The 23,311-nt window shown below is 47.6% G+C and carries 20 protein-coding genes and 2 pseudogenes; 10 read left to right on the plus strand and 12 right to left on the minus strand.

Going from position 1 to position 23,311, the window contains the following annotated elements:
• Window positions 1-14: 14 nt before the first annotated feature.
• Both B3Z23_RS01095 and B3Z23_RS01100 read right to left on the minus strand, forming a co-directional pair.
• A complete protein-coding gene (locus B3Z23_RS01095) occupies window positions 15-1,052 on the minus strand; it encodes a trans-3-hydroxy-L-proline dehydratase (RefSeq protein ID WP_294900375.1) in 1,038 nt (345 codons plus the stop codon).
• A gap of 78 nt (window positions 1,053-1,130) precedes the next feature.
• On the minus strand, window positions 1,131-1,943 hold the full coding sequence (locus B3Z23_RS01100; RefSeq protein ID WP_294900378.1) for a transporter substrate-binding domain-containing protein: 813 nt from the start codon (window positions 1,941-1,943) through the stop codon (window positions 1,131-1,133).
• A 566-nt stretch (window positions 1,944-2,509) separates the two neighbouring features.
• Here B3Z23_RS01100 and B3Z23_RS01105 point away from each other — a divergent pair.
• Window positions 2,510-3,250: an aspartyl/asparaginyl beta-hydroxylase domain-containing protein gene (locus tag B3Z23_RS01105; protein ID WP_294900381.1), complete on the plus strand. Its 741-nt coding sequence runs from the start codon at window positions 2,510-2,512 to the stop codon at window positions 3,248-3,250.
• A gap of 400 nt (window positions 3,251-3,650) precedes the next feature.
• On the opposite strand, the gene B3Z23_RS01110 is transcribed toward B3Z23_RS01105, so the two are convergent.
• The 3 genes from B3Z23_RS01110 to amyA all read right to left on the minus strand — a co-directional run bounded on the left by B3Z23_RS01110 (window position 3,651) and on the right by amyA (window position 7,482).
• Window positions 3,651-5,009: a T6SS phospholipase effector Tle1-like catalytic domain-containing protein gene (locus B3Z23_RS01110; protein ID WP_294900384.1), complete on the minus strand. Its 1,359-nt coding sequence runs from the start codon at window positions 5,007-5,009 to the stop codon at window positions 3,651-3,653.
• Between the two features lie 239 nt (window positions 5,010-5,248).
• On the minus strand, window positions 5,249-5,746 hold the full coding sequence (locus tag B3Z23_RS01115) for a GNAT family N-acetyltransferase (RefSeq protein ID WP_294900387.1): 498 nt from the start codon (window positions 5,744-5,746) through the stop codon (window positions 5,249-5,251).
• Between the two features lie 254 nt (window positions 5,747-6,000).
• On the minus strand, window positions 6,001-7,482 hold the full coding sequence (gene amyA / locus B3Z23_RS01120) for an alpha-amylase (RefSeq protein WP_294900390.1): 1,482 nt from the start codon (window positions 7,480-7,482) through the stop codon (window positions 6,001-6,003).
• 474 nt (window positions 7,483-7,956) lie between these two features.
• Here amyA and efeU point away from each other — a divergent pair, with 474 nt between their 5' ends.
• From efeU to efeB, 3 genes are read left to right on the plus strand one after another with little or no spacing between them, the layout of a single operon-like run.
• Entirely contained in the window at window positions 7,957-9,525 is a 1,569-nt protein-coding gene (gene efeU / locus B3Z23_RS01125; RefSeq protein WP_294900393.1) for an iron uptake transporter permease EfeU, read from the plus strand.
• A 9-nt stretch (window positions 9,526-9,534) separates the two neighbouring features.
• Entirely contained in the window at window positions 9,535-10,758 is a 1,224-nt protein-coding gene (gene efeO / locus B3Z23_RS01130; RefSeq protein ID WP_294900396.1) for an iron uptake system protein EfeO, read from the plus strand.
• 3 nt (window positions 10,759-10,761) lie between these two features.
• On the plus strand, window positions 10,762-12,027 hold the full coding sequence (efeB, locus tag B3Z23_RS01135; protein ID WP_294900399.1) for an iron uptake transporter deferrochelatase/peroxidase subunit: 1,266 nt from the start codon (window positions 10,762-10,764) through the stop codon (window positions 12,025-12,027).
• 64 nt (window positions 12,028-12,091) lie between these two features.
• Here the strand turns inward: efeB and B3Z23_RS01140 are convergent, their stop codons facing one another.
• Window positions 12,092-12,217 (minus strand): hypothetical protein, encoded by a 126-nt coding sequence (locus B3Z23_RS01140; protein WP_294900402.1) that lies wholly within the window; start codon window positions 12,215-12,217, stop codon window positions 12,092-12,094.
• A gap of 9 nt (window positions 12,218-12,226) precedes the next feature.
• Window positions 12,227-13,030, minus strand: a complete 804-nt coding sequence (locus tag B3Z23_RS01145; protein WP_294900405.1) for a hydroxypyruvate isomerase family protein — start codon at window positions 13,028-13,030, stop codon at window positions 12,227-12,229.
• Between the two features lie 126 nt (window positions 13,031-13,156).
• On the opposite strand from B3Z23_RS01145, the gene B3Z23_RS01150 reads away from it, so the two are divergent.
• On the plus strand, window positions 13,157-13,561 hold the full coding sequence (locus tag B3Z23_RS01150) for a GMC family oxidoreductase N-terminal domain-containing protein (RefSeq protein WP_349677196.1): 405 nt from the start codon (window positions 13,157-13,159) through the stop codon (window positions 13,559-13,561).
• 187 nt (window positions 13,562-13,748) lie between these two features.
• On the opposite strand, the pseudogene B3Z23_RS01155 reads toward B3Z23_RS01150, so the two are convergent.
• Window positions 13,749-14,396: pseudogene (locus B3Z23_RS01155) on the minus strand (iron-containing alcohol dehydrogenase); the annotation flags it as partial.
• 85 nt (window positions 14,397-14,481) lie between these two features.
• A complete protein-coding gene (locus B3Z23_RS18705; RefSeq protein ID WP_414716443.1) occupies window positions 14,482-14,730 on the minus strand; it encodes a YdgH/BhsA/McbA-like domain containing protein in 249 nt (82 codons plus the stop codon).
• Between the two features lie 229 nt (window positions 14,731-14,959).
• On the opposite strand from B3Z23_RS18705, the gene B3Z23_RS01165 reads away from it, so the two are divergent.
• Complete coding sequence (locus B3Z23_RS01165) at window positions 14,960-15,841, plus strand: LysR family transcriptional regulator (protein ID WP_294900411.1); 882 nt, start codon at window positions 14,960-14,962, stop codon at window positions 15,839-15,841.
• Window positions 15,842-16,243: 402 nt separating this feature from the next.
• On the opposite strand, the pseudogene B3Z23_RS01170 reads toward B3Z23_RS01165, so the two are convergent.
• Both B3Z23_RS01170 and B3Z23_RS01175 read right to left on the minus strand, forming a co-directional pair.
• A pseudogene (locus B3Z23_RS01170) lies at window positions 16,244-17,231 on the minus strand (aldo/keto reductase).
• A gap of 610 nt (window positions 17,232-17,841) precedes the next feature.
• On the minus strand, window positions 17,842-18,798 hold the full coding sequence (locus tag B3Z23_RS01175) for a LysR family transcriptional regulator (protein WP_294900414.1): 957 nt from the start codon (window positions 18,796-18,798) through the stop codon (window positions 17,842-17,844).
• A 154-nt stretch (window positions 18,799-18,952) separates the two neighbouring features.
• Here B3Z23_RS01175 and B3Z23_RS01180 point away from each other — a divergent pair, with 154 nt between their 5' ends.
• The 4 genes from B3Z23_RS01180 to B3Z23_RS01195 all read left to right on the plus strand — a co-directional run bounded on the left by B3Z23_RS01180 (window position 18,953) and on the right by B3Z23_RS01195 (window position 22,270).
• Window positions 18,953-19,510, plus strand: coding sequence for a flavodoxin family protein (locus tag B3Z23_RS01180; protein WP_294900418.1), 558 nt, complete (start codon window positions 18,953-18,955; stop codon window positions 19,508-19,510).
• Window positions 19,511-19,532: 22 nt separating this feature from the next.
• Window positions 19,533-20,576 carry an NAD(P)-dependent alcohol dehydrogenase gene (locus B3Z23_RS01185; RefSeq protein WP_294900420.1) on the plus strand — a complete coding sequence of 348 codons (1,044 nt, stop codon included), beginning with the start codon at window positions 19,533-19,535 and terminating at the stop codon, window positions 20,574-20,576.
• A gap of 60 nt (window positions 20,577-20,636) precedes the next feature.
• The gene (locus tag B3Z23_RS01190) at window positions 20,637-21,029 is read left to right on the plus strand and encodes a nuclear transport factor 2 family protein (protein WP_294900423.1); all 393 of its coding nucleotides are present in this window, start codon (window positions 20,637-20,639) and stop codon (window positions 21,027-21,029) included.
• A gap of 332 nt (window positions 21,030-21,361) precedes the next feature.
• Window positions 21,362-22,270: a LysR family transcriptional regulator gene (locus B3Z23_RS01195; protein WP_294900465.1), complete on the plus strand. Its 909-nt coding sequence runs from the start codon at window positions 21,362-21,364 to the stop codon at window positions 22,268-22,270.
• 52 nt (window positions 22,271-22,322) lie between these two features.
• Here the strand turns inward: B3Z23_RS01195 and B3Z23_RS01200 are convergent, their stop codons facing one another.
• The gene (locus B3Z23_RS01200; protein WP_294900426.1) at window positions 22,323-23,297 is read right to left on the minus strand and encodes an XdhC family protein; all 975 of its coding nucleotides are present in this window, start codon (window positions 23,295-23,297) and stop codon (window positions 22,323-22,325) included.
• Window positions 23,298-23,311 lie beyond the last annotated feature (14 nt).

Consider the following 23,311-nt stretch of genomic DNA (forward strand, 5'->3'; position numbering starts at 1 on the left):
GTCATCCGCCCGCGTTATATCCCAATGCCTGCAGGCCAGGTATCGGTCAGAGCATAGCCTTCCGGCCAGGGATCCTGCGGGTCCAGCATATGTTGATGCGTTCCGGTGACCCAGGCACGCCCTGAAATCGCCGGAATAATCCCCTGTCGCCCCCGGATATCCGTTGTCTCCAGAATACGGCAATGAAATTCTGAACCAATAATCGAGCGGCCAATAAAGTGCTGCCCGGGGCTCAGGATCCCTTTGGCATGCAGTACCGCCATTCGGGCAGAACATCCGGTACCGCAGGGGGAACGGTCAATTTTCCCCGGACGAATCACCACCGCGTTCTCGCCGGTGACAATACCGTTTTCAGTGCTGACCGGGGCCGCCAGCTGACAAAAAGAAATGTGGTTCCAGTCAGGATTCAGAGGATGACAGAATCCCAGTTGCTCATTCGCCGCTTTGGTAATTTTTAATCCGGTTTCTACCAGATCTTTCGCTTCATCAGCGGTGATGGAGAAGCCTAATTTCCGCGCATCGGCAATAGCAAAGCTGTCACCACCATAGGCGGTATCTACCTGAATACTGCCGAGTCCGGCAACGTCTATCCATGCATCCAGATGATCAGCGAACGAAGGGACATTATGGATCTCTACCCGTTGCACCTTTCCATCCTTGCATTCAGCCACCGCCTCAATCAATCCGCCTGGTGCTTCAAGTATCAACCGGGTCTCAGGTTCAGTCATCGGTAAAATGCCGGTATCCAGCAGCACGGTAGAGACACAAATAGAATTTGAACCGGACATCGGTGGCACGTCAGCCGGTTCCATAATGATCCAGCCCATCATGGCCCGTGGGTCTTTGGGTGGCACCAACAGATTAACGTGGCGGAATACCCCACCGCGGGGCTCATTCAGTACAAAATTACGTAATACATTATCCCGCTCAATCCAGCGGGACTGCTCCCACAGAGTCTCTCCCGGCGGAGGAGCGACCCCGCCGACTATCACATCCCCGACTTCACCTTCCGCATGACAACTGACTACATGAACAATTTTTGACGATCGCATCAGGAAACTCTCTCCACATCATTTCTGGTGCAAAATTACCCGCCACTGCTGGCGGGCAAAGGCAGGGCAAGTCAGGTATCAGTAATAGACGCCAGGAACGGTCAGATTCACCGGAGTGCCGCCGACCCATTTTTTATACAGTTCAGCATAACGGCCGGTGCGAACCTGCTGGTTCACAAACAGATTGAGGAAGTGAGTCAGCCCATATTGATCACGTTTCACCGCCAGGGAAACGTAGTCGATGGTGTAAGGTGCGTTACCGGCAATTTTCAGACCTTTATATTTGCCCGATTTAATCGCAGATGAAGCCACGGTATTTGTGACTACTGCGGCATCGATATGCCCCTGAGCAACGGCGAGGATAGTATCATTTTGCGACTGATAAGCCCGGAATGAGCCGGTTCCCCAGTCTTTTACGCTTTTCGCCAGAGCAATGGCTTCAAAAGTACCGCTGGTGTCCCCTACCGGACGGCCTTTCAGATCGTCGAAACTATTGATATTTTTATCATCACGGGTCAATACCACCATCTGGAAAGCGAAGTACGGGATGGTCATTGAAACTGTTTTGGCACGTTCCAGGGTATCGGAAGTACTCGCCACAATCACATCCGCACGACCGGACATCAGCGCAGGAATACGATCAGGGAAAGGCGTTTCAACAATCACCGGGGTCACACCCAACACTTTGGCCAAATCCTTACAGTAATCCACATCGAAACCTTCCGGGTTATTTTTATCATCCCGCATTCCCATCGGAGGGAAATCGAGAGTGACGGCACAACGAAGTTTCCCGGAATCAATAATCGTATCTAATTGATCGGCATTTGCTGCATGAAGAGAAGAAACACTGGCCAGGGTAACTAGCGCTAAAGAGATAATCGTTTTTTTCATAAAGCCTCCGGTGACAGATGTTGGATAACGGATATAGAATTTCGTATACCATATCTATTGCACAAATCGTGCCTGTTTTATATTATTATTAATTTTCAATTAGTTACTTAAAAACCTGTAATACAGGAAGCTACAGGGTAGCGAATTTGTCACCTGACAGTGCATTTCCCTGCCCGACAAGCACCGTGACGGGGCGAAAGTTTGTACGGATTCTAAGCCTGTTGCCCTGTAGCGAAAACAGAAACAGTCATGAGGTTATTTTGTGATCTCATCGATAACGCGAGTTCATACAGATAAGATAACCTTCTGTATTAATGATAACTTTTTTGAAATTCGCCTTTTTTGATAAGCAGAATACCGGCAGTAATGGCATTTTATAGAGGTTTTTTTTGCGGATGCAGACGCAGGTTTCGTAAAAAATAATATTAAATTTAGTAAATCAGGTAATTTTCCGTACGACTATCGTGGAAATACCCGGACAATAATTCAGAACACAGGCTGATACCCAAACTGACAGGTACCCCGGCCCCCCGCATATTTAATGCATTTATTGCAGGGATATATTTATGCAACAGACAGCACGTGCACCATTTTTACGTCGTTTATTGATGAAAACCGGCAAAAAGTTTCTGCGCTGGAATAATGATTTTCAGACACGACATTCGCTCATCGCCACCACCCCGAAGATCGATAATTCAGCTTTTGACTGGGTTCCTTTGCTGGAAAACAACTGGCAGGAGATTCGTGCCGAACTGGACGATCTACTGAAAAATCCGGAGAAGATCCCGTCATTCCATCAGATTTCCCCGGATCAGAAACGGATCTCAAAAGGCGATAACTGGAAGACCTTTGGATTTTATGTTTACGGGAACCGGGTGGACGAAAACTGTGCTATTTGCCCGAAAACGGCTGAACTCATTGGCGCCATCCCGAATATGCGCACCGCTATGTTCTCGATACTACAACCGCACTACCATATTGTTCCGCACAAAGGACCAACCCGTGCCGTTGTTCGTGCGCACCTGGGGCTGATTGTGCCAAAAGAAAAGGAAAAACTGTGGATTCGTGTTGATGACCAGAAGCTGCACTGGGAAGAAGGCAAAGTGGTACTGTTTGATGATTCCTACGAGCATGAAGTTCGTAATGATACCGATGAACTGCGAGCCGTACTGTTCCTCGACATCGACCGCCCGATGGACAAAACCGGCACCCTGGTGAATAACCTGCTGTTTACTCTGATTAAAGCCAGCCCCTATATCAAACAGCCACTGAAAAATATCGCTAAATGGAATCAGAATAACCACTAACTTCTGTACTGGTACCGGCAGCGGATCACGGTTAAATCCCGGGTCGCTGCCGGAGCCGGGTGGGACCTTCCCGCAACCGGCACGTCTTAGCCTCCAGGGGAAGTACTGGATTCTGGTGTGCCGTGCTGCCTCTGGCGTATCCGGTTCACCTCTTAACAATTCTCAAAAAAATTGTGGCAAGAGTAGAATTTCGCGACATCGGTATCAATAAAAGTGCTGAAGAGGTTTCAGGGTGCCCCTTGAGAGTAAGTACACCCTTGTGGGGAATGAATCAAAAATGAGGTTACCCGTCACTGAGGTGAAAGGAAAAATGGGCAGCTATCGCCGCCCACCTGCCCACCGATTTTGGTGATTCAGACCCCGACGCCCTTACTGAGGGGTTTCCTTCAACTAATGAGTATCAATTATTGAAAACTTTTCTCTGCCATCCCGTATCAGGTCTGTTCGGTTGGTAATTATCAACAACAGCACGGGGATCTCTGATACTCTCGGGTATAGCTTCTGGAGATAGTCCTTCCGGCGCATAGCCCCAAGGCCATAATACATTTTTCCAGGAACCTGAGATATGGATGTAACGAGGGGGAATTTCGTCAATAATTTTTGGGTCTATCCGGGCTTCCTTGCCAGTTAAAACATCCTCTGAAACTAATAATGCATGTTGATAATATCCTTTCAAATCCTCTGGAATGTTATTTTCATAAAGCATCGCTTCATCAGAGAAAGGACATCCCTGGTTAATCGCGGCCTTCAACATAAGTATCAATGCCACGTACTGTAAATCTCCTGATACATTTCTCCGGCAAACACCCTGATGATAAGGGGCCGGGAGCAGACCGCTGACAACATCGGTGTTTTCCAGCAGAATATTCCACTTACTGTCTGTTCTTAGCTGGGCGATTTCATCGGTCACTTTCTTTATCGAATCACTAACAATTGGAATATCATATTGAGCCTGAGTGACTTCTGAAACTTCATTCTCAAGGCTTGCATAAGAACCGCCAATATCTGAATGAGAACCAGGCAGTTCTAACTCAAAATAACTGCCGCCCACTCTGTTCAAAGGGAAATTGTATCGGCACTCATGCCTGGCCGTTAACTGAAAAACAGTTTTCGCTGCATCCTTACCCAGCACAACCTTCAGGCCATTGGTATCACCGGTATCATGAGGATCCTCCCATAATGTTCCAAGGCGCCAAATGGACGCAACTGTATCATAAAGTCCAAGAAATCTGACTTCCGGGATTTCACTGATTTCATAACCTTTATCCTGAGTAACTTCCGTCAAAATATTCGTTACAGAGGGGTCTAAAGAATTAACCATATTAACGAAGTGTCTGGCAGTGGCCGCTCCGCGACTAAAACCAAACACATCAAAGGTCAGGGTTAAGGTATTTTTTTCCAAACCTGCCTGCGGAAGAAAATTTTTAATTCGCTCAGCAAGTTGCGCGACACCATTACTATATTTAGCAAACACGCCATACCCTGTAGTCACCAGTGGAACATCAACACCCATGGCTTGTACGAGAGTACTATCACCTGCTCCATTTTTGGTTCCTGCACCTTCGATATAAATAGCTAAGTTATCATCATGATTATTTCCGTAGTTTTTATAAAGCCGGTAAATATTTGAGAACCTGCATTCATCTTTTTCCTGAGCTGTCAGCAGATTATTAGCGTTTTGCCCTGTACCATCAAAGAAGACACCAATTGTCAGTTTAAGCAACTGTTTTACCTTAACTTCGCTTGTAATATGTTCCATAGCTAACTCCATTTATCTTTTATCAAAATCTCCGCAAAGCATTTAATTCACCACAGCAAACTTAGTAATAGTGGCATTTCATCATTACTGAGGACTGAGTGGATGACAGGCCCATGAAAATCATGCCTGGAGATATGCTCGCATATGGACTAGCGCACTGTTTTAACGAATAAACCGGTTAAACTATGATGTCGTTGGCAATTAAGGTGAACAGGAAGGGGGGTTGAGGGCACAGGCCATTATGCTGGCAAGCCGCTACAGCTATCCCCCCGGAGATGGAGTAATTTACGCATCCGCGCATTTTCCAGTGTCACACCGCGGCGTACCGGGAATCCTCGTTCTACCACCACAAAACCCTGCTGCCTGAAAAAAGGTTCTGCGGTTTTGCTCACCAGTGCCGTCAGTTCGCTTAACTTAAGCCGGGCGGCTTCTTTATGAATAGCGTTCATTAACAAGCGTCCAACGCCCTGACGCGGGTACTTACCCGAGACAAAGAAATGATCAATGTACCCGTCGGGCTGAACATCGGCATATCCGGCGATATCCCCGGCGATTTCCACCACAAATGGCTGCAGTTGTCTCATCAACGCGACCCAGTGATGAGCATCAATATCCTCTGAGACCCATGCGGCAATTTGCTGTGGCGTATAGTCACGGGCAGCGATATCACGGATTGAGGAACAAAAGACCCGGAATAAGGCAACCTCATCTCCTTCTCTGAATCGTCGTAACTGCATAAAGTCCTTTTGGTGGCATATTGGTGAAGTACTGAGCGTAAAATCTTAGCGAACTTAATGCCCGGTATACCGGGCTGATACGGTAATACCCTGCTTTAGCTCAACGCTTTTAGGGTGAGGCGCGGATAACAGCAATCAGGACAGAGTTAATGCAGATTACATTTTTCTGAAGGCACAGCCCCCTGAGAAAATATACTCCACAGAGGGCTGGTACTCACCAACCTGTCGATAAAACACATTTATACCGGCAGGAGTTATTCCGCCAATACCCAGACACTGACACTGCCTGCATTGCAGAAGAACTGCCCCTGCCCCTGTTCGTCGGTTTCGACAATCTCTTCGCGATTCTCCAGTAAATCACGCCATTTTCGCTGTGCCAACGCTTCCCCGGTATCAATACTCTTCTCTCCGGCCTCACCGTTAGACATCACCACCACACATCCCTGCTGCTCTGCCGTACCACTGCGGCTGAAAGCGATACAGTTAGGATGGTCAAAATAGTCAGTCTGAGCACCCCACGCATAAGTCTGACGTGCACGGATCAGCGTTTCCAGATGCTCAATCACCGGGAGTTCCACCGTACAAGGGTTACCGTCATTACCGTTGTCTTCATAACTGGCGCCCGTCAGATCCGGATAGAAGATGATGGGTACTCCCTGCTCCCGTAATAAGGTCAACGCATAGGCTAAAGGCTTAAACCAGGGTTCCACCGGGGATTCCAGCGCCTGCAGCGGCTGAGTATCGTGGTTGGCCACCAGCGTCACCGCATGCGCGGCATCCGCCGACACCAGCGTATTATCAAAGATTTTGCTGAGATCGAAATCCGAACCACCTTTTGAGGCGTGATGGAAATTCAACTGGAGTGGTGCATCGAACAGCATGGTTTTATAGTCGACCTGTTGCAGATAGTTCTGCAACACATCGACTTCAAATGACCAGTATTCTGCCACCATATACATCGGTTGTTCCGAATGTTCCTGAATGTGGTCAATCCACTCTTTATAGAACCAGGCCGGGATATGTTTAACAGCATCCAGCCGGAAGCCGTTACATTTTGTCTGATCGATAATCCATCGGCCCCAGTATTTCAGCTCTTCATTCACGGCATTGTTACGGAAGTCTACGTTAGCTCCCATCAGGTAATCATAATTACCAAATTCTGAGTCTACCTGGTCATTCCAGCCACCGGCGGTGTAGTCGTTCACAATCTTGAAGATGCCGTTTTCGTCCGGATTTTCAATATGATCAACGCCGCTGAAACAGCGGAAGTCCCAGATAAACTCTGAATACTCTCCGTTTCGGCCCGGAAAAGTAAAACGGGTCCAGGCTTCAGCATCAATGACTTCATCACTGATATCATCGCGATCGTCCATATTCACGCGATTAACCTGCACCTGCTCTTTTTCATCGGCGCCCATCTTATGGTTGAGTACCACATCCATGATCACACTGATCTTATGATGCTGCAGGGCATTTATCGCTGCCAGCAATCCTTCTTTGTCGCCGTACTTAGTCGCCCGGGTGCCCTTTTGATCAAATTCGCCAAGATCAAACAGATCATAGATATCGTAACCCACTGAGCTTCCACCGGAATCACCTTTACAGGCCGGTGGCAGCCAGACTCCGGTGATACCAATTTCTGACAGCCATGCGGCTTTTTCGGCAGCTTCGGGCCAGAGTTTACCTCCGTCCGGGTAATACCAGTGAAAAAACTGAAACAGCGTAGGATTCTGCATAGTCGTTTTCCCCAAACAAGACCGGTGGATGAAGTATGGTGCAGGATGGAAAAAAAAAGCAGCAGAGGTCAGTAAATTGTGTAAAAAACACCCGATACTGGAAAAATCTGTTTCGCGTTTGCATAGTGGCAGCATGACTACGTCCTGCTCACTGATAAGCATTTCACCATTTATCACAGGATGACTCTGTCTGTAAAAAATGCCAACGGTATAAGAGATGCCACGTACTAACTGGTCTGCCAGTGATCCAAATTGCCGGATATTTTCCAATTTCAGTGACGGAAAAGGTCATTTCTTAAGGATTTTTTTAGTATTAAATAACTTATGCCTCACACTTCGTGCCGGATAACAATTTATTACATAATGTTTCAACCCTTACAGGTTTACTTTCGCTGCTATTCGGGATATTTCATATACCCATAGAAATGATATTAATTGTAATTATCATTTAGAATTGAGCGACGGGGAATTCTGGTGTTAGCCACTTTTGTTATCGCACTGCGCGAAGGGCTGGAAGCGGCCCTGATCGTCGGCATTATTGCCGCGTTTTTACGTAAAAACGGGAAAAGCCTGGTGGCCATGTGGGCAGGCGTAGTGCTGGCCGTGATCCTCTCATTACTGGTCGGTGTCGGCCTTAGCCTGACCGAGCGAGCCCTGCCCCAGGCCAGCCAGGAAGCGATGGAAGCTGTAATTGGTCTGGTCGCAGTATTTTTTGTCACCGGCATGGTGATGTGGATGAACAACCATGCCCATGAAATTAAGCGCCAGCTGGAAAGCGAAGCGGCTGTCGCTATCCGACAGTCCAGTGCCATGGCGCTGGCCAGCATGGCTTTTCTGGCCGTTCTTAAAGAAGGTTTTGAAACCAGCGTTTTTTTACTGGCAACCTTCTCTGTTGCACAGTCTGCCGCCTGGGCGGTGGCGGGTGCCGTTCTGGGGCTGGTCATTGCTATTATCATTGGCTGGGGGATCTATATCGGGGGAGTCAGGCTCAATCTGGGTCGTTTCTTCCGCTATACCGGCATGTTCCTGATTCTGGTCGCAGCGGGGCTGATTATCAGTGCCCTGCGTAGCGGCCATGAAGCGGGATGGCTGAATATTGGCCAGCAGCGGGTCGCCAATCTCAGCTGGGCCATTCCTCCCGGGTCGGTACGTTCCGCCCTGATCACCGGGGTACTGGGTATCCCTACCGATCCAAGGTTACTTGAACTGTGCGGCTGGGGCATTTACATCGTGCTGGTGGGTATTCTGGTCTACTGGCCACGCCATTTGCGACCGTCAGTAACCCGCAGCCGCCAGTTACTGTTTAGCTCAGCCGCCGTGCTGGCACTGACCGCACTGGCACTGTTCAGCGCTTATCCCCGGGCCACCCTGCAACTTCCGGCGACCGCCCCATTACAGGGGGGAGGTAGCGCCACACTGCTGAAACCCTCAACCGGAGGTTATCAGTTACAGATTACGACCCCTCAGCAACAGCTTCACTATGAACTGGCCGACGGACAACAAAAAAGTTCGGAGCTGAAAGGCGTGATATTGCAGCAATGGAATATTACCCGCCAGCCGGAAGTGAGTGGACTCCCTGAGACGCTGACTGTGGATCAGGTCATGGCACTGTATGGTCATCGTATTCCGGTTGGGTTGAGTCCGGCGCAGCATCCTGGTCCGTATAATGTCAGCTGGCAGGTCAACTGCTCAGTCGATGCCGAAACGGCAGGCCAGGCCATCTACAGTGCAGCCGCCCACACCACCACCCTGATGACCCTTTCCGGTGGCGGTTTATTGTCTCCACGCACCTATACCGCCCGCAGTTCAGTGCCGCAGGTCGGTTGTGACTGGCAACTGGATGACCGCTGGCAATCTCAGGTAGATGAAGCCATGCAAAACGTAGTTCAGGCACAGTTGCGTCATACCTTCTGGGCTATTCAGTTGCCGCTACTGTTAGGGTTGCTGGCCATTATTTTACTCATTCTGGCATTGCGCCGCCGGGACGATTCCCGTCAGGCATCTGATGCCGGTTATCGTCCTGTTTCTCCTGAAAACAAATAAAGGATCTATATGTTCAAATCCGCTTTTATTAACAAACCCTCCGTTCTCAGTTCAGCGATCGTTTCGGCGTTGTTACTGGTCTCGGTAGATGCCATGGCTGCCGGCGGCGCAGCGCCGGTGAGCAATGGTGCATCTCAGGTGAATGTCACCCTGACCGGCGCAGAAGGCGGAACCTGTATCGTTGACCATAATAGTGCCAAAGCAGGCCCGGTCACCTTCACCGTAGTCAACAAAACTGCTACCGCCATCACTGAAATCGAATTACTGAGTGACAACCGTATTCTGGGTGAAAAGGAAAACCTGGCACCGGGACTGCCGGCCGCTAAGTTCACCCTGACACTGGATGGCGGCAAATATCAGATTTACTGCCCGGGCGCTAAACAGGAACTGATTAACTTTACCGTCACCGGTAAAAGTGCAGCTAAAGCCACCGGCAGTACTGCTGAACTGCTGAAACAAGGCACGGTCGGTTATGCCACCTATGTTAATGGTGTGGTAGACGCGATGGTCGTGGCAGTTAACCAGCTGAAAGCCGATATCGATGCCGGTGATCTGGAAAAAGCTAAAGCGCAGTATGCCAAAGCTCGTCCGTTCTACGAACGTATCGAATCGGATGTCAGCGGTTTCGTACTGCCTGGTTTCAAAGCGACGGATAACGCCGGCAACCTGGATTATCTGATTGATATGCGCGCCTCTAACCTCGACCCTAAAGTAGGCTGGCACGGTTTCCACGCGATTGAGCGCGATCTGTTCGGTCACGGCAAAATCACCGATGACACCAAAAAACTGGCCGCGGAACTGCAGCAGAATGTCACTAAACTGGACAGTCTGACCAAAGCTCTGACTTATAAGCCGGAAGACCTGGCTAACGGTGCGGCAGACCTGCTGGAAGAAGTTCAGAGCAATAAAATCAGTGGCGAAGAAGAAGCCTTCAGTCACATTGACCTGGTAGACTTTGCCGGTAACGTGGAAGGTGCACAGCAGGCGTTTGAATTCCTGAAACCTGGCCTGAGCAAAATCGATCCTGATTTGACCCAACGTGTTGAAACTCAGTTTGCTAACGTCAATAAAATGCTTGATACCTATCGTGATGGTAAAATTGCCGGTGGTTACAAATACTACACTGCAGACCTGAAAGCCGCTGATGCAGCAAAACTGAGTAAAGCCGTGCAGGCGCTGCAGGAACCGTTATCTAAGATTGCAGAGAAAGTGGCGACCGTCGGAGGTGCCTGAGTCATGAAGGACAAACAGTTTGCGAAGCGTGATACCACGAGTGTTTCACGCCGTCATCTGTTGAAAGGAGCAGTGGCCAGTGCGCTGGCCCTGCCCGGCGTTGCGGCTGCTCAGAATGCAGCCGCCGCGAAAGCCGACCCGGAAGATCGGGTCGACCTTTCACAGCAACATGCTTTTTATGGCCATGGCGGTCAGGCCGGAGTGACGACCCCGCCTCAGCGTCATGTCATGTTTATGACCTTTGATATGACCAGCCAGAACCCGCGTGATCTGCAGATTTTGCTGGCGCGCTGGTCGGCGGCTATCGCCCAAATGATGGCCGGTGAGATTATTGGCCAGGTCGAACCCCAAAGAAACAGCGGAATTGGTATGGATACCGGCGAGGCTCTCGATCTTGCTCCGGCGTCACTGACCGTCACCGTCGGGTTAGGGCCGCGTATCTTCAGCGATACTTATGGTCTGCAACAACATAAGCCACCGTTAATGCGGGAGCTGGCCGAACTGCCCAGTGATAACCTGCAACCGGCACTGAGTGGTGGCGATCTTTCCCTGCAAGCCTGTGCCGATGACCCGCAGGTCGCCTATCATGCTATCCGTAATCTGGCGCGAATCGCCAAGGATACCGGAGCGGCAGCTACCCGCTGGTCAGTGCTGGGTTTTGGCCGGGCTTCGGCCGGGAAAAATCAGTCAACGCCACGCAATCTGTTTGGTTTTAAGGATGGTACCCGCAACCTGACTGAGCAAAGTGACTTCAATAAATTTGTCTGGATTAACGACGGCGGCCCCGCCTGGCAACAACAGGGGACCTACCAGGTGGTGCGCAAAATTAAAATGCACATCGAAAACTGGGATACCGACCGCGTCAGCGATCAGAATGCCGTTTTTGGCCGGCATAAAGTCTCCGGGGCTCCGTTAAGTGGCGAAAAAGAGTTCGATACCCCGGATTTTCACAAAAAAGAGAGCGACGGGACTCCGGTCATCCCAATGACGGCACATATCAGCCTGGCCGCCCATGAGAACAACCAGGGAATCCGGATTCTGCGCCGTTCGTATAACTATACCGATGGCATAAATAACCTGGGAATGCTGGATGCCGGTTTACTGTTTATCAGCTATCAGAAAGATCCGGCCCATTTTGAAGCGCTGCAAACCCGACTCGGTGCCGCCGATGCGCTGAATGAATATATCTCGCATATCGGGTCCGGAATTTTCTTTATTCCTCCGGCGCCGTCAGAAGGCGAATATATTGGAGCTCAGCTGTTTGCCTGACTGTCACTCTGGCTGCGAATCACCCTCTACCCCGCCGAACGGTGCAGATTCTCCCCTGCACCGTTTACCCCAGATTTACCGGAATCGTCACCCGGTAATATGGTGCTGTGGCAGACAAAGTCTTACCGGCTTTACTGTCAACATGCAGGAAGTGCAATGACGTAGTGACAGAGCGGAGTGATTCAGGCATTTGTCCTGCCTAAAAACTATCAGCCAGCGGGAAAAGCTTTCTCCATGCAAGTCCGTCACGGGTATTAGTTAATGGCCGGTATTCGCATCCTACCCAACCCTGATACGCGACATCCACCAGCGCATCGAAAATAAAATTCCAGTTGAGCTCGCCACTGCCAGGTTCATTACGGCCAGGTGAATCGGCAATCTGCACATGCCGGATATGCGGAATGAAGCGGCGTAATTTGGCCGTGACATCCCCTTCACTTCTCTGGGTATGGTAAAAATCGAACAGCAATTTTACGTTGGTCGCTCCGGAGTCCTGAATTACAGACAGCGCCTGTTCCTGAGTATGGAGAATAAATTGCGGGTTATCATGGGGGTTCATCGCCTCCAGAACCAGTTCGATATTCTCCCTCGCGGCCAGTACAGCGGCCGTGCTGACATTTTCCACCAGAGTGGCATAGCAAACCTCATCACTGACCCCCGGCTGGCGAATACCAGACTGAAGATGGATGGTCCTGCAACTGAGGCCGGATGCATATTCGATAGCCTTTTCCATATCTGCGATAAACGCAGCCACACTGTCCGGATGACAGGCCTGACCGGAAGCTTTCACTGAACCCGCCGCACCGACCGGGGTATTAATCAGTACCTGCTGTAATCCGCTGTTTGCCAGCAGTCCCCTGAAAAATGAAACAGGGTGTTCATAAGGCCAGGCAAATTCTGCGGCCTTAAAACCGGCCGCTGCCGCAGCATCATAACGCTGCTCAACAGGAAGTTCGGTAAACAGCCATTTCAGGTTAGCGCTAAACTTTAATGAATGAGCCATAAAACACCTTAGTTTGTGAATATATCACCGACAGTTGTCAGTCGCGATGATACACCGCGTATTCAGACACCTGCCGGAATAATCACTTTATATAAGAGCAAAAAGTTCAGCTGGAATTTTTACTCCATGCTACACGCGCGTTTAGGGGGACGAACCATTCACGTCCCTCGTGGTAAAGCCCCGGGTGGACCTTCATCCATGAACAGTATGATCTATATTCGTGGCCTGCCTTCAGACTATGATAACTGGAAAAAACAAGGTTGTGATGACTGGGGCTGGGATAGTGTCCTTCCATGGTTCAAACTTTCAGAAAAGAATTTATTGCCACAGGATTCTGATTTTCATGGTTTTGATGGCGAATTACTGGTTGATAAACCCCGGGACCCGAATCCACCGTCTGAACTGTTTGTTGCCACGGGCAAACGCTCAGGATTAGCTGAAAACAATGATTTTAATGGTAAATCTCTGGCGGGCGTTGGCATCTATAATGTCACACAAAAAGAGGGAAAGCATTTCAAAGAGCTTTTATGAAATTTGATGAAACATCATATCCCGGAATCAAAGCTAAGATGTATAGAGTGAAAGTGATTATCACTTCGACAGAATTTTCCACGGCTGAAAGTTCTTCTGGTTCGTCCGGTCATAATGTCACCTGTTTTGACTATGAGGTGATGATATCACCTCTTTTCAGGTGGCCAAATTCAGTATGCCACTACACTTCCGCCATTCTGTCCTGTAAGCGGGCATCGACCGGCCAGGTAATGTACTGTTCCAGAACATGGACAAATGCATCTACCACGCCATTTGCTGACTGCCGCGAAGGAAGGCTGTAGGTAATCGTCGGATCCAGTATAGAGAAACGCGGGAACACATGTTCTGAATGAAATGACAGTTTGTCTCCCGTAGCCGCTTTCATCACCGAAGCACCGGAGTTCATTTCAGAACCTGTCGCCGCGAGTGTCAGCACACATCCCAGAGGAAGTGCTTCTTTTATTACCTCGCCCTGACTTTCAATAATATCCCAGGCACTCCCCGCATAGCAGGCCGCAGCGGCAATGAATTTTGTGCCATCAATTACCGAACCACCGCCGACAGCCAGAAGATAATCAATGCTTTCACTTTTGACGACCTCAATCGCCCGACACAACGTTTCATAATGGGGATTCGCCTCTATACCACCGAATTCAAATACTGTCACATTTTTCAACGTGTTTCTGACACTGTTCAGGACCCCGTTTTCTTTTACGCTTCCACCACCATAAACAATCATCACGCGCCGACAGGCCGGAATTTCTATGGCAATCTGCTCAATTTGATTCCGACCAAAATAAATACGAACCGGATTATAAAAACTGAAGTTATTCATTGGATGACTGTTCCTTTTATTAAGGCCTGCATGGCAATCTGAATGGTATTCAGAAACCAAGGTGACATACCAGATATGACATTAGTTAATAAATAACGGCAGTACCGTAAAATTTATTTTTTCCACCGGCAGAGGTAATTCGATAATTGGATGATCCAGAATCCGCTGATTTTCTGGCCAACATCTTTGTTAGCGTATCCAGAGTCGATGCTCCGCTGACGCTGACCTCGCCTTTCGGTTTTTGTGTCACAGACTGTTGGACATTATCTGTAGCCATTGCTGGCAGAGACAGGGTAGAGAATAGAGTGGAAAGAATAATAATTTTTCTGAACATATTTATCTTTCAGAGATTTTAAATAAAATGGTCATCTGATAGCGATAATTATAATGGAGGCCTCGGGAAAGATTAATAACGGAAAGTTAATTCCCTTATGAGAGGAAATCAATAATCATCTCTTTATCCGCAAAATGCTCATCAGGAAGAACATTCTGCTGGTAAATAGCATACAGTCATGAATTGAATTAATATAAAAGGGATAACGTGAAAATGAGGCTAAAACAGTATGGATGATCTTCAGGCATTCCTGAGAGTGGCGAGACAACTCAGCTTTACCCGTGCGGCGGCGGATATTGGCGTCACACCTTCGGCTCTGAGTCACACCATCAAGGCACTGGAAGAGAAACTAGGATACCGGGTGCTGACACGAACCACCCGCAGTGTTGCCCTGACTGAGGAAGGCGAAACGCTCTTCAATGCCATCGGGCCGTTGTATGAACAGATCTATTACGAACTGGAGAAAATGAGTGCGCTGCAGGGTAAACCTGCGGGTACCATTCGCCTCACCTGTTCAGATGATGTTGTTGAATACCTTATCCGTCCGGTGTTAACCCAATTTCTGGAAACCTACCCGGATATCCAGATTGAAATCAGTATAGACTATGGTTTTACGGATATTGTCCGCGAACGTATTGATGCCGGCATCCGATTGGGAGAATCAGTAGACAAGGATATGATTGCCGTCAGGATAAGCCCGGACTGGAGGTTATCTGCCGTCGCCACCCCTGCCTATTTTCTGCGAAATCCAGTGCCTAAAATTCCTCAGGATCTTATTCAGCATAACTGTATTAATATACGCCATTCGGCATCTAGCGGAATCTATGCCTGGGAGTTTGAAAAAGGCGATCATCATTTTACTGTGAAGACGACCGGACAATTTACGGCTAACAGCACCATTCATCAGTTGAATGCAGCACTGGATGGTATTGGTATTGCGTACCTTCCTGACTATATGGTCGAACCCCATCTCACCAACGGAGTACTGATGCAAGTGCTGACTGACTGGAGTCCGACCTTCCAGGGCTTCCATCTTTATTATCCCCATCGTAGACAGGGCTCTCCGGCCTTTATGGCTTTTGTGGAGGCCCTTCGTTACAGGGGGAAATGACCAGACGGTTAATCAACTGAGCTGAACAATCTAAGGTTTACTGACTCTCAATCGGTTATCTGTAATTAGTTCAACATTCCCACACGACATCTTTCACCGGACACCAGAGTGGCCCGCCTGCACATTCCGCGAACTCGCCAGAAATGCTTCATAAATCTTTTCGGGGTCCTGATGGTGTCAGGACTTCAACGCATCTGATGTTATCCATCGTTGGAATATGGCCAGGTGTTGTGGGCCGGAGATATCCTGGAAACATCAAGAGTTGCCGTTGGTCGCTCTGCCCTTGTTGACAATCCAGAATGTAGCCAGAATGACATCTATCATTAATGGCATTCATGATACATAACTCCTCGGCCAGCCCAGAGATTAGGCAGTTGGTTGAATAAAAATTACAAGAGTCGATTACCAGGCATAGGCTTGAGGGGCTTCACCGCCAGGGCCCGGCCAGATTTCATCGAGTTTTTCTAACGTATCTTTCGTAAGTTTGACTGAAAGAGCATTAAGATTCTGCTGCAACTGTTCAACAGTGCGCGGCCCGCTAATTGTTGCCGTCACCACCGGGTTGTGTAATAGCCAGGCTAATGCAACATCGGCCGGTGATTGACCCAGCTCGTCACATAATGCCTCGTAAACTTCCAGTTGAGGTCGTAGTTGATTGATCTGTTGCTGTAAGGAAGATGAGGCTCTTCGGCCATTGGCGATTTTACGTAATACTCCGCCAAGTAGCCCCATACCAATCGGACTCCAGGGAATGAGACCAATGCCAAAATGACGCACTGCCGGGATCACTTCAAGCTCAATAGTACGTTGTGTAAGGTTATACAGAGCTCTGCTCTGATGCAATCCCCAGCAGATTGCGCGCTGTGGCGGTGTATTGCGCCGTAGCGATATCCCAGCCAGCGAAGTTACTACTTCCAACATAAGTGATTTTACCCTCACGGATAAGTTGCTCCATCGCTTGCCAAATCTCTTCCCACGGAGTCGAGCGATCAATATGATGCATCTGATAAAGGTCGATGTGGTCAGTGTTTAGTCTTTTCAGGCTGGCTTCACAAGCGCGTTTAATATGGTAGGCAGAAAGATATTTATCGTTAGGACCTGTACCCATCGGCTGGTACACTTTGGTGGCTAACACAATGTTGTCACGTTTTTTGCTTTTAGCCAGCCAACGGCCAATAATTTCTTCAGACGTCCCATAGCCTTTTTCGATATCAGGAGATTGCGGGCCGCCATATACATCGGCTGTGTCGAAGAAATTGACACCGGCATCGATAGCATGATCCATGATGTTAAAGCTCGACTCCTCATCCGTTAATTCTCCGAAATTCATAGTCCCCAGAGCTATGCGGCTAACACGTAGTCCGGTCCGGCCCAAAAATTTATATTGCATTGTATTCTCCTTTATATCCTGAATGATAAGAAAGCCCAAGGTCAGCGGCAAACGAACTAAATAAACTGAAAGAGATAAACATTGAACCAATCAAGAAAACTTCCCCGATAACTATTAAAAAGACTCCCCCGGGCAGTATTTTCACGCAAATAAGAGTATTTTATAATTATACCGACACACTTTAATCATTTAATTAACATACAAATCATGACACGTGAATCTGGTTAAATTTTAATAAGTAACGCAACTAAAAAATTAGCTTAGTAAACAGTAGGAAAAATATAATTTTATTTATCTCAATGCCATATTGAGACGAATTCACAAATGTGAATTGATTTATTCTCCTACCAATATCAGGCTAAATCAGAGAGCCAGAATTTTTCTGGCTTAGAAAAAACCTTTCAACTCCAGGTTATAAAGTTGATGAATTATGCCAGCAATGGTTATATTTACGTCGCCAGTTATTCTTCTCCTGTTAGTAAAAAAATACTGGATGCATGATTTCCCCCGACATTGACTTCGGAGAAAATATCAATATTTCATTACCACCCTGGAGGCCGTATTCATTAGCAGTAATCGTCATTCTATATCTGATACAAATAACCTGACATCATACAGAGAAAGAAATGAGTGATTCCAGAGGTACATGTAATGCCTCATTCGCGGCAAACATTTCCAGCAGGTAATCCACGGTCACTCTTACGCGAGGAGCGATCAAAGCCCGGTGTGGATATTGAAGCACCATTTCATAGTTTCCCGGGTGGTGTTGCTCATGCATAATAACTTTAAGCTTACCAGATAATAAATGCTCAAAAGCGAGATGCACTGCAGCCTGGGCGACACCAATACCATCAAGGGCTGCTCCGACTATAGCTTCAGGTGCAGAGAGCGTCAAAACAGCATTTTCAGCAGGTATCATCGTCGTTATGCTGCCATCATGAGATATAAAGTTCCAGGGATCGACAGCTCCCCCTAAAAAACGACGCGCAATAAATTTATGATGCGCAAGCTCAGGAAGAGTACGAGGCACCCCATACCGGGAAAGGTAATCAGTTGAAGCTACGAGCACCGAGTTGAGACGGCATACAGGGCGTGAAATCAATGCCGAATCGTGGATATGTCCTCCTCGTAATGCAAGGTCATAACCGTTACGAACCAGATCCACCATGCGGTCATCAAAGTCGACGGCAACAGACAGACCTTTATGGCGTGAAAGAAGTCCGCGGATCAGCGGCATAAGCTGTCCTTGTCCAATTGCCACACTGGTTGAAATACGTACCCGACCCTGTGGTTCTGAGCGTTGTGCTGCCACGTTATTCATAGCAGCATCCAGGGCGGTCAATGCTACTCTCGCTTCGCGCAGGAAAGCGGCACCTTCTTCGGTCAACTTAAGTGTCCGGGTGGTTCGGTTAAACAGGCGCACGCCAAGCTCTTTTTCCAGACTGGCAACATTTTTACTCACTGCCGCTGAGGTAATCCCCTGAGTACGCCCTGCCGCTGCAAAACTTCCAGTATCCGCCGCGTTAATAAAGGAATAAATTTTTCTAACCTGATGTGATGAATCCATACGTTCCTCCAGACCATTCTCGTGTTTTGATTATCCATAGAGTTGCCGTTCATTATCAACTTTAAGTTGATATTTGTTCAACCAACCTGCCACTTCCAGTTGATGCTGTACCAGGGCAGAATTGCTTAACTATTCATCATGCAGGAGAAGAAACATGATTGTTTCAATTGTCTACGATAGCGGGTATGGCCATACCAAAAAACAAGCAGAAGCAGTTGCTGAAGGCGTGAGCAGCGTTGCTAACACAGAAGCACGACTAATCGCCGTGGCTGATGGCCTTCTTGATTGGGACCAACTTGCCGAAAGCGATGCAATCATTTTCGGCTCGCCGACCTATAATGGAACAGTCAGTGCTCGCTTTAAGCAATTTATGGAAGACTCAACCAGAACGGCATGGGTTCCGCAGACATGGCGTAATAAGTTTGCAGCCGGGTTTACGAATTCTGGTTCACAGCATGGAGATAAGCTTAATTCACTGGTGACGCTGTCCCTGTTTGCCGCTCAGCATGGCATGATCTGGGCAGGGCTGGATCTTTTCCCCGGTAAAAGTGATGAAGAACTCAACCGTGTAGGCAGCTGGCTAGGTGCAATGGCCTTTTCAAAAGACGAATCCCCGGAACTTTCACCGATTAAGAGCGATCTCAATACAGCTAAGCATTTAGGTAAACGAGTTGCTGAGCTTACTAATCAGTTTGTCGCAGGAAAGAGCTGAGAATATACAGAAGGTTTTTAATATGAAAATTCTTGGTTATGCCGCTCATTCTGCGGAGCAAGATCTGGTCCCCTTTACTTTCGAACGACGTGAACCGCGGCAGGACGATATTGTTCTGGATGTTCTCTATTGTGGTGTCTGCCATACCGATCTTCATATTGCACGAAATCACGGTGGATATACGCGCTATCCAGTTGTGCCCGGACATGAAATTATCGGGAAAGTTGTAAAGGTTGGCGATGCCGTTACGCGGTTTAAACCGGGCGATACTATTGGTGTTGGTTGTATGATTGACTCCTGCCAGCATTGCAATCCATGTCGTCAGGGTTTTGAACAGCACTGTATTGAGGGGGCGACCTTTACCTATAATAGTACCGACCGATATGACCATCATCCTACTTATGGTGGTTACTCAAAACGGATGGTTGTTAAGGAGAAATTTGTACTACGCATTCCGGATGGATTAGATCCGGCAGGAGCTGCACCGCTATTGTGTGCAGGAATCACCACCTGGGAGCCGCTTCAGCAATGGAAGATTAGCCGCGGTAGTCGTGTTGCTGTTGTCGGGCTGGGTGGGCTTGGTCATATGGCTCTGAAGCTTGCTAAAGCACTCGGTGCTGAAGTTTCGCTTTTTACCCGATCGCCTGGTAAGGAGAATGATGCCCGCCAACTTGGTGCAGATCATGTGGTGCTTTCGACTGATCATCAGCAGATGACGTCAGTAGCAGGAAGTTTCGATTTAATTATCGATACCGTTCCGTATGAACATGATGTCAATCCGTACCTGCCAACACTGAATTTTAACGGCACTCTGGTACTGGTTGGGTATATGGGGCCGCTTAATGAAGCTGTTTCTGCAGGATCATTGGTATTTGGACGCAAAGCTATTGCAGGTTCATTTATTGGTGGTCTCGCATCAACGCAGGCAATGCTGAATTTCTGTGGCGAACATGGTGTTACATCAGATGTTGAAGTTATTCAAATCCAGCAGATCAATGAGGCTTATGATCGTATGCTTAAAGGTGATGTGAAATATCGTTTCGTCATTGATATGTCATCGCTTTAGGCCAGCGAAAAATAAGTCACTACTTTTTTTAAATACTCAAGATGATTTTAAGGAGTGAACATGTCTAAGATTGATAATATTTCTCTTGTTCGGCGGCTATACGAATCTGGGGCTGCACCGGAAATCATTGAAGAACTGTTTTCATCGGACATTGTTTGGGATATAGCACCTGGATTCCCGAAGGGTGGCATATATTATGGCCACGACAGTACGATGAAGGATTTCTTTGAACAGTTCATGCCGTTGTTTGCATCCTGGAGTACGGAACCACAGGAATACTTCGGCGATGAGGATAACCATGTGTTTGTCTTTGGCGAATATCACGGTGTTGGCAAAGATGGAAGAAAAGCAGATGTGCGCTTTTCCCACCTTTGGACTGTGAAGGATGGCCAGCTCATCGCTCTTAAACAATGTGCGGATAGTTATCCAGCTCAACAACTGTTGACCAACTGACAGCACTTAACCAGATGGTTTTGCAAAACGTCCATCTGGTATTAAGCAACACATTAGCAAGTGCATAAGTTATATTCTCTCCACTAGCTTTTTGTGTGATTCCCCATTGGTAAATGATGTTGTGTGTATTTAAATTGTTAGTTGGCCATCTCAGCTGAGAAATTATTCATTGAATTATCTCGATTGATTAATTATATCAATGTCCTGTAAAGTGAAATATTCTGGAAATTACTTAAACTCACTATGAGATTGTTCGCTTGAATGTTCGTTAATAAAGTATTTTGAATAATGCTATAAGCACGGTTTGAAGTTTTTTCCAAAGGGGGGATATGATAAAGAGAAACCTGAACGATTTAATTTACTTTATCGCTGTTGCGCGTGAAGGTAATTTTACACGAGCTGCTGCGATGTTAGGAGTAACGCAGTCAGCCTTAAGTAAATCTGTAAGGTCATTGGAGTCTCGTCTACAGATACGGCTCCTTACCCGAACCACCCGGAGTGTCGCACCAACAGCTGAGGGGGAAAAACTTCTTAAGTCTATTGGGCAATATTTTGATAACATCGAGAGTGAGTTGGAAAACCTGACGGAACTAAGGGATAAACCCGCAGGGAAAGTCCGTATTACCTGTAGCGATCACGTTCTGCGTACAATATTATTACCAAAGCTATCGCCACTCATGCATCAATATCCTGACATCAGGATTGAATTTAACATCAATTATGGTTTTACCGATATTGTAACGGAACGGTTTGATGCCGGAGTACGCCTCGGAAACACCATCGAAAAAGATATGATTGCAGTTCCAATTGGACCAATTTCACATATGGCAGTGGTAGCTTCTCCTGAGTATTTTTCTAAAAACCCACTCCCGAAAACCCCTCGTGATTTAACTCATCATAAATGTATAAATCAGAGAATGGTTACCGCAGGTGGGGTTTATAAATGGGAATTTGAAAATGGCGGAAAAAAGATAAATATTCGCGTCGATGGACAGATTGTTTTTAATACATCGGTACATATAGTGGATGCCACTCTCGCCGGACTTGGAATAGCAAGACTCCCTGTGGAAGAATTTTCACCTTATCTGGAAGAAGGAAAATTGACTCACGTGCTTAAAGACTGGTGCCCATCATTTCCAGGGTATTATCTGTATTACCCAACTCGTCGCCAGCCTTCTACGGTGTTCTCAATGGTAGTGGATGCTCTTCGATACAGAGCTCCATCTTTAAAATTCAACTAATCAAATACCTGCCCTGATGTTGACTGGCAGAATCTATAGTGCAGGGGGCTATCTATTGCCATCCTGCCTTACCATTTTTATGTCGCACAATATCTGCCATCACCGATAAAGCGATTTCAGCAGGAGTTTTACTGGCTATTGGTAAACCAATCGGTGCATGAATTCGCTGCAAATCATCATCTGTGAGTTCAGCTATATCGCGTAAACGCTCAAAGCGACGCATGCTATTTTTTATCGAACCCATTGCTCCAATATAAAACGCTGGAGTATGGATAGCTTCCATTATTGTGAGGTCATCCATACGTGGATCGTGTGTTAATGAAACAATAGCAGTATTCGCATGGCAGCTATATTTTTCCAGATAGCTGGCAGGAAACTGTTCAATGACCTTTACATCATTTCCCAGGCTACCGGAAAAATTGGCTAAAGCCTCCGGACGGTTTTCACACACAATCGTCTCAAATCCCAATGAAACAGCATAACCTGCACAAAAACTGGCAACGACGGATAAGCCAGCGATAATCAGTCTGGGTGCGGCAGCCAGTGTCAGGTTGACCTGGTGAGCATCATAATGTGCGATGGTGCTACTCGAATAGCTGCATGGCTGAAGGTGTGTGCAGGGTAAGGGCAACTCAATACTCTTTTTCAGTGTTAAAGCACCACTGATTGCGTTTTTCATTTGTTGAAGATAGGCAAGACTGTTTTCTCCCCGGGGGAGTTTTTCAACCAGAATATCCAGCACCCCACCACATGGAAGGCTTCGGTCAGGCGTTAAACCTCCGTCACCATAACGAACGACCTGTGATGCAAGACTAAACTCTGAAGAAAGAATCCGAATCAGGAAGTCTTCTTCAACACATCCCCCGGATAGTGACCCACATAACTTTCCGTCTTGCCGGATAACCATCATCGTTCCGGGAGGACGAGGGGAAGAACCAAATGTACTCAATACCGTACAAAGCCAAATATCCTGTTCTGTTAGCCAGTTCAATCCTTCATTTAAAACCTGAATATCGAGATTTTGCACTTGATAGTGTCCTG

The sequence above is a fragment of the Tatumella sp. UBA2305 genome (assembly GCF_002345795.1).
In the GTDB taxonomy this organism is placed as follows: Bacteria; Pseudomonadota; Gammaproteobacteria; order Enterobacterales; family Enterobacteriaceae; genus Tatumella; species Tatumella morbirosei.